The organism is Actinophytocola sp. (assembly GCF_036402745.1).
In the GTDB taxonomy this organism is placed as follows: domain Bacteria; phylum Actinomycetota; class Actinomycetes; order Mycobacteriales; family Pseudonocardiaceae; genus Actinophytocola.
Genome location: NZ_DASWSJ010000060.1, coordinates 45,147 through 58,534, shown reverse-complemented (window position 1 = coordinate 58,534; position 13,388 = coordinate 45,147). Strand labels below are relative to the sequence as shown.

General features: G+C 71.3%; 16 protein-coding genes. 7 read left to right on the top strand and 9 right to left on the bottom strand.

Features of this window, described 5'->3' with window-relative positions; translation table 11 throughout:
• On the top strand, nt 1-169 hold a 169-nt coding region (locus tag VGD70_RS06415; RefSeq protein ID WP_331079095.1), incomplete at its 5' end, for an SDR family oxidoreductase.
• A gap of 165 nt (nt 170-334) precedes the next feature.
• On the opposite strand, the gene VGD70_RS06410 is transcribed toward VGD70_RS06415, so the two are convergent.
• Nucleotides 335-1,381 carry an SPFH domain-containing protein gene (locus VGD70_RS06410; RefSeq protein ID WP_331079089.1) on the bottom strand — a complete coding sequence of 349 codons (1,047 nt, stop codon included), beginning with the start codon at nt 1,379-1,381 and terminating at the stop codon, nt 335-337.
• Between the two features lie 4 nt (nt 1,382-1,385).
• A complete protein-coding gene (locus VGD70_RS06405; protein ID WP_331079087.1) occupies nt 1,386-1,817 on the bottom strand; it encodes an NfeD family protein in 432 nt (143 codons plus the stop codon).
• A 551-nt stretch (nt 1,818-2,368) separates the two neighbouring features.
• On the opposite strand from VGD70_RS06405, the gene VGD70_RS06400 reads away from it, so the two are divergent.
• A complete protein-coding gene (locus tag VGD70_RS06400; protein ID WP_331079085.1) occupies nt 2,369-2,785 on the top strand; it encodes a Clp protease N-terminal domain-containing protein in 417 nt (138 codons plus the stop codon).
• A gap of 79 nt (nt 2,786-2,864) precedes the next feature.
• On the opposite strand, the gene VGD70_RS06395 is transcribed toward VGD70_RS06400, so the two are convergent.
• Nucleotides 2,865-4,775 (bottom strand): heavy metal translocating P-type ATPase, encoded by a 1,911-nt coding sequence (locus tag VGD70_RS06395; RefSeq protein WP_331079094.1) that lies wholly within the window; start codon nt 4,773-4,775, stop codon nt 2,865-2,867.
• A gap of 186 nt (nt 4,776-4,961) precedes the next feature.
• Between VGD70_RS06395 and VGD70_RS06390 the strand changes: the two genes are divergently transcribed.
• On the top strand, nt 4,962-5,324 hold the full coding sequence (locus tag VGD70_RS06390) for a metalloregulator ArsR/SmtB family transcription factor (protein WP_331079083.1): 363 nt from the start codon (nt 4,962-4,964) through the stop codon (nt 5,322-5,324).
• Between the two features lie 278 nt (nt 5,325-5,602).
• Here VGD70_RS06390 and VGD70_RS06385 read toward each other — a convergent pair whose 3' ends face one another.
• Nucleotides 5,603-6,169, bottom strand: a complete 567-nt coding sequence (locus VGD70_RS06385; RefSeq protein WP_331079082.1) for a TetR/AcrR family transcriptional regulator — start codon at nt 6,167-6,169, stop codon at nt 5,603-5,605.
• 75 nt (nt 6,170-6,244) lie between these two features.
• On the opposite strand from VGD70_RS06385, the gene VGD70_RS06380 reads away from it, so the two are divergent.
• Nucleotides 6,245-7,366, top strand: coding sequence for a cytochrome P450 (locus tag VGD70_RS06380; RefSeq protein WP_331079081.1), 1,122 nt, complete (start codon nt 6,245-6,247; stop codon nt 7,364-7,366).
• Here VGD70_RS06380 and VGD70_RS06375 read toward each other — a convergent pair.
• Complete coding sequence (locus VGD70_RS06375; RefSeq protein ID WP_331079080.1) at nt 7,329-7,574, bottom strand: hypothetical protein; 246 nt, start codon at nt 7,572-7,574, stop codon at nt 7,329-7,331. The two genes, VGD70_RS06380 and VGD70_RS06375, sit on opposite strands and share 38 nt — an antisense overlap.
• 55 nt (nt 7,575-7,629) lie before the next feature.
• On the opposite strand from VGD70_RS06375, the gene cmtR reads away from it, so the two are divergent.
• The 3 genes from cmtR (at nt 7,630) to VGD70_RS06360 (ending at nt 9,759) form a co-directional block, all read left to right on the top strand.
• Nucleotides 7,630-7,992, top strand: a complete 363-nt coding sequence (cmtR, locus tag VGD70_RS06370) for a Cd(II)/Pb(II)-sensing metalloregulatory transcriptional regulator CmtR (protein ID WP_331079079.1) — start codon at nt 7,630-7,632, stop codon at nt 7,990-7,992.
• A gap of 41 nt (nt 7,993-8,033) precedes the next feature.
• Complete coding sequence (locus tag VGD70_RS06365) at nt 8,034-8,717, top strand: cation transporter (protein ID WP_414637901.1); 684 nt, start codon at nt 8,034-8,036, stop codon at nt 8,715-8,717.
• Between the two features lie 85 nt (nt 8,718-8,802).
• Nucleotides 8,803-9,759 (top strand): alkylmercury lyase family protein, encoded by a 957-nt coding sequence (locus tag VGD70_RS06360; protein ID WP_331079077.1) that lies wholly within the window; start codon nt 8,803-8,805, stop codon nt 9,757-9,759.
• On the opposite strand, the gene VGD70_RS06355 is transcribed toward VGD70_RS06360, so the two are convergent.
• The 4 genes from VGD70_RS06355 to VGD70_RS06340 form a co-directional block, all read right to left on the bottom strand.
• Complete coding sequence (locus tag VGD70_RS06355; protein ID WP_331079076.1) at nt 9,752-10,459, bottom strand: MIP/aquaporin family protein; 708 nt, start codon at nt 10,457-10,459, stop codon at nt 9,752-9,754. The two genes, VGD70_RS06360 and VGD70_RS06355, sit on opposite strands and share 8 nt — an antisense overlap.
• 27 nt (nt 10,460-10,486) lie before the next feature.
• Nucleotides 10,487-11,137 carry an arsenate reductase ArsC gene (locus tag VGD70_RS06350; protein ID WP_331079075.1) on the bottom strand — a complete coding sequence of 217 codons (651 nt, stop codon included), beginning with the start codon at nt 11,135-11,137 and terminating at the stop codon, nt 10,487-10,489.
• Nucleotides 11,130-11,825 carry an ArsR family transcriptional regulator gene (locus VGD70_RS06345; protein WP_331079074.1) on the bottom strand — a complete coding sequence of 232 codons (696 nt, stop codon included), beginning with the start codon at nt 11,823-11,825 and terminating at the stop codon, nt 11,130-11,132. The genes VGD70_RS06350 and VGD70_RS06345 overlap by 8 nt, the downstream gene beginning before the upstream one ends.
• Nucleotides 11,826-11,938: 113 nt before the next feature.
• On the bottom strand, nt 11,939-13,270 hold the full coding sequence (locus VGD70_RS06340) for an FAD-dependent oxidoreductase (RefSeq protein WP_331079071.1): 1,332 nt from the start codon (nt 13,268-13,270) through the stop codon (nt 11,939-11,941).
• Between the last annotated feature and the right edge of the window lie 118 nt (nt 13,271-13,388).

Here is a 13,388-nt window from a genome sequence, read left to right as displayed (position 1 = left end):
CGGACCGAACGGCGTCGCCGCGTCGGCAGCCCGGATCCCGCTGGGACGGCCCGGTCTGCCCGAAGACGTGGCCGATGTCGTGACCTTCCTGCTCTCCCCCGCGGCCCGGTACGTCACCGGTCAGGCACTGGTCGTCGACGGTGGCCTGACGGCCGCGTGGCCGAGCTGACCGGCCACTGTGTGTGCCGCGGAGTCGCGGGCCAGCCCAGCCCGTCGCGTTGGCCACCCCGAGCGTGGCGTAGGCATGGGCGAGGTGCGGTGATCCCTGCTCCGCAGATGCCAACGTCCATCCATGCGTCCGCGAGATTTGTCACTCGCATCGACAGGGTCGGAGTCAGTGGGGAGTGCCGACTCCGGTGTGACGCTCGGTGAGCGCCGGACTCTGCGTCTCGGCCGCGGCGGCGACGGCCTCCGCGGCGGCTTCGGCGGCCTGCGCCGCGTCGTCGGCCGCGCGGGCGCTGATCTTGTCGTCGTGGGAGGTGTCGCGGGTCGCCGGGGACTTGGGCAGGGCGTCGGTGAACGCGCGGGAGACACTGCTGAGTGCGGCGGTGACCTCGCTGGGGATGACGAAGAAGGTGTTTCCCGGGCCCTGGGCCAGCTGCGGCAGGGTCTGGAGGTATTGGTAGGCAAGGAGTTTGGGGTCCGGGTCGTTGCGGTGCACGGCCTGGAACACCTCGTCGATCGCCTTGGCCTCACCCTCGGCCTTGAGGATCCGGGCGGTGCGGTTGCCCTCGGCGCGCAGCACGGCGGCCTGCTTGTCACCTTCGGCGGTGAGGATCTGGGACTGGCGCTGGCCTTCGGCGCCGAGGATAGCGGCGCGCTTGTCCCGTTCGGCGCGCATCTGCTTCTCCATGGCGTCCTTGATGGTCTTCGGCGGGTCGATGGCCTTGATCTCGACGCGGTTGACCCGGATGCCCCACTTGCCGGTGGCTTCGTCGAGCACGCCGCGGAGCTGGCTGTTGATCGTGTCGCGGGAGGTGAGGGTGCTTTCGAGGTCCATCGAGCCGACGACGTTACGCAGCGTCGTGACCGTGAGCTGTTCGACCGCCTGGAGGTAGTTGGCGATCTCGTAGGCGGCGGCGCGGGGATCGGTGACCTGGAAGTACAACACCGTGTCGATCTCGACGACCAGGTTGTCCTCGGTGATCACCGGCTGGGGCTGGAAGGACACGACCTGCTCGCGCAGGTCGATCGCGGTGTAGACGCGGTCGATGAACGGGATGACGAAGTTCAGGCCGGGCTGCAGCGTGCGGCTGTAGCGGCCCAGCCGCTCCACGTTGCGCGCCCGTGCCTGCGGCACGATCCGGATCGCCCTGATGACGATGAAGATGACCAGCAGCGCGACCAGCAGGCTGGCGATGAGCAGCGGCGAGATGTCCATGTGTTCACTCCCGGGGGTAGACGATGGCGGTGGTACCGCTGATGCGCATGACGTCGACGGCGGCGCCGACGGGGATGACCACGGACTCGTCGAACGCGCGAGCCGTCCAGTCCTCCCCGTCGATGCGCACCAGGCCGTCCCGGTCGGTCACCTCCCGGACCACGTAGGCACGCTTGCCGACCAGGGCGTCGATGCCGAACCGCTCGATCGGTGGTTGGCGCATGTGCCGGAGCGCGACCGGTCGCACCAGCACGACCCCGGCCGCGGCAGCGGCGGCGAACGCCACGAGCTGGATGGGCAGCGGCGCACCGAGCGCGGCGAGGCCGGCGGGTATCAGCGCGGCGCCACCCAGCACGCCGAGCGCCGCGGTGAGCGTGAAGACCTCCGCGACGCCGAACGCCACGGTCAGGACCAGCCAGATCAGCCACATCTCCATGCGGCGCCCTCCAACCCGGGTGGTGGTGAGCCCGAACGCGGTTGGGAGGAGCTTGCTGGCCCGGTGTGCCCCGGTTGGTGGCGCTTGTGCTGCACGGGACCCACTCCTCCGGTCAACGGCTACTGCTCTGCCGACCAGGCTTCCCGGCGCACCTTGTCCCGTCACGGTAGCACTTTTCCCATGACCGGGCCGCTCCCAACGGCGGCTCCGGTCTCCCTGATCGATGTGTCCGTAGTGGACACCGTCCGGTGGCTCAGGCGGCCGTCACCCGCCCGCGGTCCCGCCGAACATCGGGCCAGCACCGTGCACCACCGGCTCGGCGCGGTACTCGGCGGCAACGCCGGGCATCCAGCGGTTCACGGCCAGCGCCGATCGGGTAGGTGGCACACGTGACCGCCGGCTTCCTTGCTGTCGCGGCCTTTTCGACGTGCCGGAATGGCTCGAGTGCGCGCACCCGCGATCAGGAGCCGTGCCCGTAGTGGCCGAATCCGGGGTGGGATCAGGGAGATCCCTCATGCCGCCGGCGGCGCTCGGCGCGCAGACTCGCTGACATGCAGGAACTCCTCACCGACCGGACGCGCCGGGTCCTGGACCGCGCCGCGTACGAAGCCCGTGCGCTCAACCACGACTACATCGGCACCGAACATCTGTTACTCGGCCTCGCCGAGTCGGACAGCGCCCCCCTCGACACGATCGGCGTCGACAGCGTCGGCGTCGTCGGGCAGGTGCACGACATCATCGGCTCCGGCGAACGCCCGCCGGAGGACGACTCGATCCGGTTCACCCCCAGGGCCGCGAAGGTCCTCGACATCGCCAAGCAGGAGGCCGAGCTACTCGGCCACGACCACATAGACGCCGAGCACCTGCTACTCGCCCTGATCCGCGAAACCGACGGCGTCGCCGGCCAGGTGTTGACAAGGATGGGCGCGACCCTCGACTCGGCCCGCGCGGCAGTCGCCGCCGACTGACATGGACGCCACGTCAGTCAAGACGACGTGTACGCGGGAAAGCCGTTGCCGCCGCTGGCACCAGTGCGGTCCGATGCGGTCATGCCGAGGTCTCCTTCCTGGCTGTGGTTGTTCCGCGAGGCCATGCCGCGGCGCGAAGTAGGCGCAGCCCGTTGAGACCGACGATGACGGTGGAGCCTTCGTGGCCGGCCACGCCCAGGGGGAGTGGAAGGGTGCCGAGGAGGTCCCAGAGGACCAGTGCGGTGATGAAGCTGCCGGCGATGACAAGGTTGGCGACGACGACGCGGCGGGCACGGCGGGACAGGGCGATGACGGCGGGGATGGTCGCGAGGTCGTCGCGGACGACGACGGCGTCGGCGGTCTGCAGGGTGAGGTCGGATCCGGCGCCGCCCATGGCGATGCCGGTGTGGGCAGCGGCTAACGCGGGGGCGTCGTTGATGCCGTCGCCGACGACCGTGACCCGCTGGCCGGCGGTTTCGAGCTGCCGGACCGCGGTGACTTTGTCTTCGGGCAGCAGCCCGGCGCGGATATCGCTGATGCCGACCTCGTTCGCGAGGCGGGTCGCGGCGGTGACGTTGTCGCCGGTGAGCAGTACCGGTGCGGTGCCGGTCAGCTTGGTCAACGCCGCGACGGCGGGGGCGGCTTCCGGGCGCAGCTGGTCGGTGATGCCCAGCACGCCGACCGGGCGGCGTTCGCACAGGACCACGACGGCGGTCTGCCCGCACTCCTGCAGCGTCCGCACGACGGCCGCTGCGCCGGACTCCGGGTCCGCGTCCGGCAGCAGCGCTGCGGGCGAGCCGACCTGAACGAAGTGATCGGCGGGGTGACCGGCGATGCGGGCGGCCACGCCCCGGCCGGGTTGGGCGGAGAACTCGTCCACCTCGGGCAGGTGCAGGCCGCGGCGGCGGGCGGCCCGCACGATCGCGGCGGCGAGCGGGTGCTCGCTGGGATGTTCGGCCGCCGCGGCCACCTGGAGCAGCTCGTCGGCGTTGAACCGGCTGTCGGGCAGTGTGTGGATCTCGGCCAGTTCGGGGGTGCCGCGGGTGAGGGTGCCGGTCTTGTCGAACGCGACCTGGGTGGTGGCGCCGAGTTGTTCCATGACGACGGCGGATTTGACCAGCACGCCGTGCCGCCCGGCGTTGGCGACCGCCGCGAGCAGCGGCGGCATGGTGGCCAGCACCACCGCGCACGGCGAGGCCACGATCATGAACGTCATCGCCCGTAGCAGCGACTCCTGCACCGGTTGGCCCCACAGCAGGGGGATCACGAACACCGCGATCGTGGCCGCGACCATGCCGATCGAGTACCGCTGCTCGACCTTCTCGACGAACAACTGGGTCCGGGCCTTGGTGGTGGCGGCTTGCTCGACCAGCCGGGCGATCCGGGCCACCACCGATTCCTCGGCGCGCCGGTCCACCCGTACCCGCAGGGACCCGGTGCCGTTGAGGGTTCCGGCGAACACCTCGTCCCCGCTGGTCTTGTCCACCGGCATCGGCTCGCCGGTGATCGTGGCCTGGTCGACCTCGCTCGCGCCGGCCACGACCGCACCGTCGGCGCCGATCCGCTCGCCGGGCCGCACCAGGACCACGTCACCGACCGCCAAGTCGGTCACCGCGACCGTCCGTTCATCGCCATCCGGCCCGAGCCGGGTCGCGGTCTCCGGCGCCAGATCGAGCAGGCCGCGCACCGAGTCCTCGGTGCGCGCCGTCGCCAGCGCCTCCAAAGCACCTGAGGTGGCGAAGATGACGATCAGCAGGGCGCCGTCGGTGACCTGGCCGATCGACGCCGCACCGATCGCCGCGGCCACCATCAGCAGGTCGACATCCAGCGTCTTGTCCCGCAACGCCCGCAGCCCAGCCCGCCCCGGCTCCCAGCCCCCGGCCGCGTAGCAGGCCAGATACAGCGTCCACCACAGCCACGCCGGCCCGCCGGGCAGTTGCACTGCCAGCCCGGCCAGGAACAACGCCAGCGACACCGCCGCCCAGCGCATCTCCGGCAGCGCGAACAAGCGGGTACGCCGAACGGGTACCCGCCCGGCAGGCGGCGCGGCGCGGGACAGCGTTGCGGTGGTTGAGCTCACCGGAACCTCCGGAGACGACAGCGACGGACGAGCGTCACGATAACAGAACATATGAAGACGTCTTCATATTTGCTGGTGTGACATACGATGCTGCGTATGGGACACGGGGTCGAAGGCCGGGACCGGCCGGTCGCGCAATTGGACGCGGAGAGCGCGGCGACGGTGGCCTCCACCCTGCAGGCGCTGGCCACCCCGAGCCGGCTGTTGATCCTGACCCAGCTACGGCAAGGGCCGCTGCCGGTCACGGAGCTGGCCGAGGCGGTCGGGATGGAGCAGTCCGCTGTCTCCCACCAGTTGCGGCTGCTGCGCAACCTCGGTTTGGTCACCGGCGCCCGGCACGGGCGCAGCATCGTCTACAGCCTCTACGACAACCACGTCGCTCAACTCCTCGACGAAGCCGTCTATCACATCGAGCATCTCCGGCTCGGGCTCGCCGACCGGCCCACCGCTGCGGGCTGAACGCTGTTCCGGTCCGCTGTGCCCGGGCCCGTAGGCCGGCAGCCGGAGGCGGTGGGCCACATAGCCGGCTCCGGTCGCGGCCGTTGGCGGCGTGCCATCGGCGCGCGGTGGAGTCCGCGACCGCGAGGAGGTCGGCGACCATCTTCAGTGGACGGTGCGGACCAGGGACATCCAAACCCGATCGCTTATGCCTCGGTCATTCGGGACGCCAGGTCGCAAAGCCGGGGTCGGTCGGCTCCGGCCGTTCGCAGGTGCAGGTCAGGATGTACCGCACGTGTTCAGTGTGGACCGGCAGCTTCGATGACGCCGTGGACGGCGCGGCCGATGCGGTCGGCGGCCTGATCGGGGTCGGGCTGGCCGGTGTCGAGCCAGGCGATGACGGCGTCGGTGGTGAGGGTGGGCAGGAGTCGCGCCGCCCACCGGGTCCACGGGCCGTCAGGGAGCATCCTGGTGAGGTTGCGGTGGGAGACCTCGGTGGAGGTGGCGGCGAGGGAGTCGGTGATGTCGCGGAACTCGGGCTCGCGGGCGGCGTAGCGGAACAGCAGGCGGAACCCGTCGGGATCGGCCGCGGCGGCGCGGACCAGCGCGGCTATGGAGTTCTCGTCGAAGTCGTCGGCGCCGACCGTCTCGACGAGTCGCGCGGACGCCCGGTCGAGGACGGCGCGGTAGAGGTCGGCCTTGGACTCGAAGTGGCGGTAGAGGATCACGCGGGTGATGCCGGCTTCGGTCGCCACGTCGTCGAGACCGGTGGCGGCGAACCCGGCGCGACCGAACGCGCGGGTCGCCGCGTCCAGGATCTGCTCCCGCCGCTGCGCGCGCGGCATACGGCGGACCGTTTCCGTCATCCCATCCTCCCGGTTGTCTACAGCGAAGTATACATGTAGCGTTGTTTACATCGAAATATACAAACGGAGGCTGTCATGGATGCTCCGCCCTACCCCGCGACCGGCGCGATCCACCGGATCCGGACCGCGGTGGGCGACGAGGCGTGGCTGGTCGCCGAGCACGCGTGGGTCCGCCGGCTCTTGGCCGACGAGCGACTCGGCCGCTCCCACCCGCACCGCGACCGTGCCGCCCGCACCGGCGACTCGGCGATGTTCGGAGGCCCGTTGGGCAACTTCGACACGGAGCAGGCGGATAACGCCCGGATGCGCGTGCTGCTCCAACCACACTTCACGCCCAAGCGGATGCGGGCCCTGCGACCGCGCGTCGACATGTTGACCGCCCGCCTGGTGGATGAGCTGGCCCAGCACGGATCCCCGGCCGACCTGCACGACGCGCTCGCCCTGCCCCTGCCGATCCTGGTGATCTGCGAGCTGCTCGGCGTGCCGTACGAGGACCGCACCCAGTTCCGCGCCTGGACCGAGGCGGCCGCCAACACCCAGGACCGGGCCCGCTCCGAACAAGGACTGGCCGACCTGTTCGGCTACGGCAAGGAGCTCGTCGCGCGCAAGAGGGCCGAGCCGGGGGACGACGTGATCTCCCGGTTGTGCGCGACCGACGGCGTGTCCGACGACGAGGCCGCGATGCTGTCGATGGCGCTGCTGTTCGCCGGGCACGAGACCACGGTCGTCCAGCTCGGCATGGGCGCGCTGCTGCTCCTGACCAACCGCGACCAGTGGCAGGCCCTCGTCGACGACCCCGCCCTCGTCGCCGGCGCGGTCGAGGAGATCCTCCGCGCACCGAACAAGGACGGCGGCGGGATTCCCCGCTACGCGCGGACAGATCTCGAGATCGACGGCGTCCTCGTGCGAGCAGGCGACCTCGTCTTGCTCGACATCAGCGCCGCGAACCACGACGACACCGTTTTCGCCGACCCGGACCGGTTCGACCTCACCCGACCGGCCGCCGGACACCTCACGTTCGGGCACGGCCCGCGCTACTGCATCGGCGCACCGCTCGCCCGCATCGAACTGCAAGCGGTCCTCGCCCAGCTCGTGCCGCGCTTCCCGACCATGCGGCTCGCGGTGCCGGAGGACACGCTGGCGATGCGGACCGGCACGCTCACCGGTGGGCTGACCGCGCTCCCGGTGGCATGGTGAGCGGCATGGACCGCGGCGGCATGGACCAGCACCGGGCCACCCTGCTCGCCGGACTCGGAATATCACCGGCGGCGTACTCCGCGTGCGGCCGGACGTCGAGCACGATCACCTCGCCGGACCGGGCCCGGCGCAGCAGCTCGTCGCGGTCGACGTGCTGGGTGCCCGGTCCGAGATAGGCGGCCCTGACGGTTTCGACGTAACGACACATCCCCTCGATTGTTCATTGCTCGCTGTATTACACCGAGCGCTGTACAGTTCCGCCTATGCTGACCTGTGAGACGCGAGAGGCGGCGCTCGCCCGGCTCGGCCGCGCGCTGGCCGACCCGACCCGGTGCCGCATCCTGGTCGCCCTCCTCGACGGCCCCGGCTACCCCGCCCAGCTCGCCGACCGGCTCGGGCTCACCCGCTCCAATGTGTCCAACCACCTGTCCTGCCTGCGCGGCTGCGGCCTCGCCGTCGCCACTTACGAGGGCCGCCAGGTCCGCTACGAGCTGGCTGACCCGCACCTGGCCCGCGCCTTGCGCGAACTGCTCGACGTGGTGCTGGCCGTCGAACCCACCGTCGACTGCGCCGACGACTCCCCGGCACAGTCACCAGATGCGCGGGCCTCCGCGGACATCTCGTGACCGAACCTCCAGACCGCACCGGAAGCGGGCGCCCACTTCCACTGACAACGCCGGCCGAGGCCGGCTGCGCCGACGGCTGCTGCGCCCCGACCGACGCCACCACCACCGGCACGACTCCGCACCTGCCGAGTCCGGCGCGGCGAGCGGTGCTGGCCAGGCGGGTGCGGCTGCTGGTCGCCGCCACGATCGCCTACAACATCGTCGAAGCCGTCGTGGCGATCAGCGCCGGGACCATCGCCTCGTCCACCGCGCTGATCGGGTTCGGCCTGGACTCCGTCGTCGAGGTCGCCTCCGCCGCGGCCGTCGCCTGGCAGTTCTCCGCGAAGGACCACGAAACCCGCGAACGTACGGCGCTGCGGATCATCGCCCTGTCCTTCTTCGCCCTCGCCGCCTATGTCACCGTCGAGTCCACGCGTGCCCTGCTCGACGCGCACGCCGCCGACCACTCCACCGTCGGCATCGTGCTGGCCGCCGTCTCGCTGGCCGTCATGCCTGGCCTGTCCTACGCCCAGCGCGGAGCCGGCCGCGAGCTCGGGTCGACGAGCGCCGTCGCCGACTCCAAGCAGACCCTGCTGTGCACCTACCTGTCCGGCGTGCTGCTGGTCGGCCTCGTGGTCAACAGCCTGCTCGGCTGGTGGTGGGCCGACCCGATCGCCGCGCTGACCATCGCCGCGGTCGCCGTCCGCGAGGGAACCCAGGCCTGGCGCGGCGACCACTGCTGCTGACCGACTTGACCCGGTAGGCAGGTACAGGGTTCAGGATGGTGGCGTGCGAACCAGCAGCCTTGCTGGCCGACCGAGGAGAACCGTGATGACAGTGGAGATCCTGCACGTTCCGGACTGCCCGAGCGTCGCCCTGCTCGAGCGCCGCCTCCGCCAGGCCCACGCCGAGGAGCTGGACGTGACTCGTCAGGTGATCGAGGACCTCGACACCGCCGTGGCGATGGGCATGACCGGGTCGCCCACGCTGCTGATCGACGGAACGGACCCGTTCGCCAGACCCGGCCTCGCACCGAGCGTGTCCTGTCGGCTTTATCCCGGCGAGGACGGTCACGTCGAAGGCGCACCGCCGGTAGCCGCCCTCCGCCAAGTCCTCCTGGGCGACCAGTGCCACACCGACGCCGACGGTGAGCTCGGCGAATGCTGCTCGCCGGCCGCGGAGGCGTTGCGGACCGCGCGGCGGCGCCGTGCACCCGTCGACCCCACGGACCGCGCGGTGCACCACGCCGTCCTGCGTGCCTTCGCCGCCACCGGCCGCCCGCCGACGCTCACCGACCTCGGACGGATCACCGGGCACGCCGAACAGGTGGCGAGCCGGCTGCACGAGACCGACACCATCCGACTCGGCCGAGACGGACAGATCCTCCTCGCCTACCCGTTCTCCGCGGTGCCCACGCGGCACCGGGTCCGGCTCGCCACCGGCGTCGACGTGTACGCGATGTGCGCCGTCGACGCACTCGGCATGCCAGCCATGCTCGACCTCGACGCCGTCATCACCACCACCGACCCGACCACCGACCGCCCCATCAGCGTCACCCTCGCCAATGGACAGTCCACATGGGACCCAGCGACGGCCGTCGTGTTCGTCGGCGCCAACGCGGGCGACGGCCCATCCGCCGACACCTGCTGCGACCACCTCAACCTGTTCACCGATCACCACACCGCCGCCACGTGGACCCACGCCCACCCCCACATCGCGGGCGAGATCATCTCCCCCGCCGACGCCGAGCTCCTCGGGCGCCGGATCTTCGGTGACCTACTCACGTGACCTGACGACCCACCAGTTCACCGTTCTTGCCTCCGGCGGCGTCAGTTGTGGTGGCCGGGTACAGCCCACGGATCAGCGGCACGGCCACGGCCCCACCGCACAGTTGCGCGACAATGAATGCCGGCGCGGAGGATGGCGCGATGCCGGCGAAGCTGTCGCTGAACATGCGGCCGATCGTGATCGCGGGGTTGGCGAAGCTGGTGGAGCTGGTGAAGAAGTAGGCCGCGCCGATGTAGGCGCCCACCGCGGCCGGCGCACGGTCTGCGCGACCGGTGCGGACCAGCGAGAAGATCACCAGCAGCAGGCACAGCGTGGCCACGATCTCTGACACGCCGTGGGCGAGAGTCGCTCGCGGGGTCGTGCTGATGCTGATCAGGTCGGTCGAGAACATGCCGTTGGCGAGGACCGCGCCGGCGATGCAGCCGAGGATCTGGGCCGGCACGTAGGCCAGCGCGTGCCGCCACGGCAGCGCACCGAGCGCGGCGTCGGCGAGCGACACGACCGGGTTGAAGTGCCCGCCGCTGATGGGGCCGAACATGAGGATGATCGCGTAGAGGCCGGCGGCGGTGGCGGCCGCGTTCTCCAGCAGCTGGAGGCCGGTGTCGCCCGGTGAGAGGCGCTGCGCGGCCATGCCGGACCCGATCACCAGCGCGGCGAGCAGCGCGCTGCCCAGGAACTCCGCGGTCAGCTTGCGGAACACTCGACGCTCCCTTGTCGACGGTGCCGGTCAGCTGGTGAGGACGCCGAGCTCGTCGAGCAGGCCGCGGACCCGTCGCTCGATCTCGTCACGGACGGGCCGGACGTCCTCGACGCTCTTGCCGGCCGGGTCGTCGAGGGTCCAGTCGAGATAGCGCTTCCCGGGGAACACCGGGCAGGCGTCGCCGCAGCCCATGGTGATCACGACGTCCGCGGCGCGGACGATCTCGTCGGTCCACGGCTTCGGGAACTCGCCCGAGATGTCGATGTCCCGCTCGGTCATCGCCGCGATCGCCGACGGGTTGATCTCGTAGCCGGGCTCGGAGCCGCCGGACCACGCCACCGCGCGGTCGCCCGCGAGATGCTGGAAGAACCCGAGCGCCATCTGGCTGCGGCCGGCGTTGTGCACGCACAGGAACAGCACGGTCGGCTTGCCGTCGTGGTGGCCCTCCACCCGGGCCAGGGCGTGCAGCCGCTGGCGAGCGAAGCGCTCGGCGAGCAGCGGCAGGAACCGCGGGATGGTGCTGTGCGCGGCGAACTGGTCGTAGCTGGTGTGCAGGAACCGTTCGATGGTGTCCTCTCCGAACATCCCCTCGAACTCGCCCCGCAGGCGGGTCGCGGCGGTGCGCAACGCCACCTGCTGGTCGATGCTCAGATCAGGGTGGTGGGAAGTGTCAGTCATCGTGTCCTCCGTCGAGGTGAACAGCAGGTGCCAGCCGGTCGACCCGCTCGGCCAGGTCGCGGAAAGCCCGGTCGAACGCGGCGTCGGTGCCGGCGCGGACCGGGTCGGGCACCGACCAGTGCAGCCGCCCGCCGGCCTGATCCGCGAGTTGCTCGTGGGCGTTGTCGCACACCGCGACCACCAGGTCGTCCGGCCGTAGCACCGAGTTGACGTGCGCGGTGCGAGCCCTGGACAGCGACAGTCCATGCCCCCGCGCGGCCACAACCGCCAGCGGGTGGACCCGCCGCGCGGGCTCGGTACCCGCCGACGCCGCCGGCACCCTGCTGCGCCGCTTCCACAACGCCGCGGCCAGCTGCGAACGCGCCGAGTTGTGCGTGCACACAAACACCACCCGCGGCGCAAGCAGCCCACCGGCCGGGGTGAGACCGGCCAACGCGGCCGGCCGCAGCCGCAGGTACGTGCGCCGGTGATCCCCCTCCGAACGTGACCGCTCGAGCACCCCCGCCTGGTCGAGCAGCTTCACGTGATGCGCCAGCAAGTTGCTCGCCAGCCCCAGCTCCCGCCCGATCTCCCCCGGCGACGCGTCACCGAGCAGCAACCGGTCGACGACCGCCAGCCGCGCCGGCTCGCCGAGCGCCGCGTGCAGCCGCGCTCGCTCCACCACCGACGAAGACCACTCAACGTTCATTGACTCAATGGTCATTGACATAGAGATGGAAGTCAACTGCCGATCATCACCTCAGCCGGCGCTGGTGATCCGGGTCCCCCGGCGCGGTGGTCGTCGGCCGCCGCGCAGACCGGTCATCGCGCCGACGGCGCCGACAACGTGAGCAGCTCGGGCGCGGCCGGAGCGCAGCAGCCACCGGACTGGTTCTGCCCGGGGTCGTCGAACACGCCCGCGCCGCCGCACACCCCGGTCTCCGGCAGCACGAGCTCGACCCGCTCCGCGGCGGCCCGGTCACCGGCGAGGTCGGCCGCGATCGAGCGGACCTGCTCGTAGCCGGTCATCGCGAGGAACGTCGGGGCGCGGCCGTAGCTCTTCATCCCGGCCAGGAACACGCCCGGCTCCGGGTGGGCCAGCTCCTTGACGCCGTGCGGGTAGACGGTGCCGCAGGAGTGCACGTTCGGGTCGATCAGCGGCGCCAGCGCGACCGGCGCCTGCAGCGTCGCGTCCAGCGCCAGGCGCAGCTCCGACAGCCACGACAGGTCCGGCCGGAACCCGGCCAGCACCACCACCTCGTCCACATCGGACACCTTGGGCCCGTCGGCCGACAGGAGCGCCAGCCGCCCGGTGTCGTCCCGCTCGATCCGCTCGGTCCGGAACCCGGTCACGACCTCGACGTACCCGGCCTCGACCGCGGCTTTCGCCCGCTGCCCCAGCGCCCCGCGCGCGGGCAACTGGTCGGCCTCGCCGCCGCCGAAGACCGCGCCGACCGCGCCTCGCCGCAACAGCCAGGTGATCCGCGTAGCCGGCTCCGTGTCGGCCACCCCGGACAACGCCACCAATGCGGTCAACGCCGAGTGCCCGCTGCCGGCGACCACCACGTGCCGGCCCGCGTACCGAGCTCGCACTTCGGCGTCGTCCAGGTTCGGCACCTGGTAGGCGATCCGGTCCACCGCCGCCGCCTCGCCGATCGCGGGAAGCCCGTCACCACCGAGCGGGTTGGGCGAGCCCCACGTTCCGGACGCGTCGACCACCGCCCGCGCGGTGATGCGCTCCGCACCGGCCGCCGTACGGACGTGCACGGTCAGCGGCTCGGTGTCCCGGCCCGCGTCGACCACCCGGTCCCGCCCCCGCCGGGCCACGCCCACCACCTCCGCGCCGAGCCGGACCCGCTTCCCCAGCGCGTCCCCCAGCGGCACCACATAACGCTCCGCCCATTCCGCGCCCGTCGGGTACTCGTCCTCGACCGGATGCGTCCAGCCGCGCGACTCCAGCAACCGCCGCGCCGCCGGAGCAACCAGTTCGGCCCACCGGGAGAACAACCGCACGTGATGCCACTGCGCCACCGCCGCACCGGCCTGGCCCGCTTTCTCCAGCACCAGTGGCTCCAGGCCGCGCTCGACGAGTTCTGCCGCGGCGGCCAAGCCCACCGGCCCGGCGCCGACCACCACGACGGGAAGCTCCGACATCACGACTCCATTCATCGATCCTGCTCGATTGACTGCGGCGACAGTATCGACCCACTTCGATGAATGCAATCATCGCTTCGGATCGATGGTCGCCACGGTCCACCAGCTCACCCTCGAT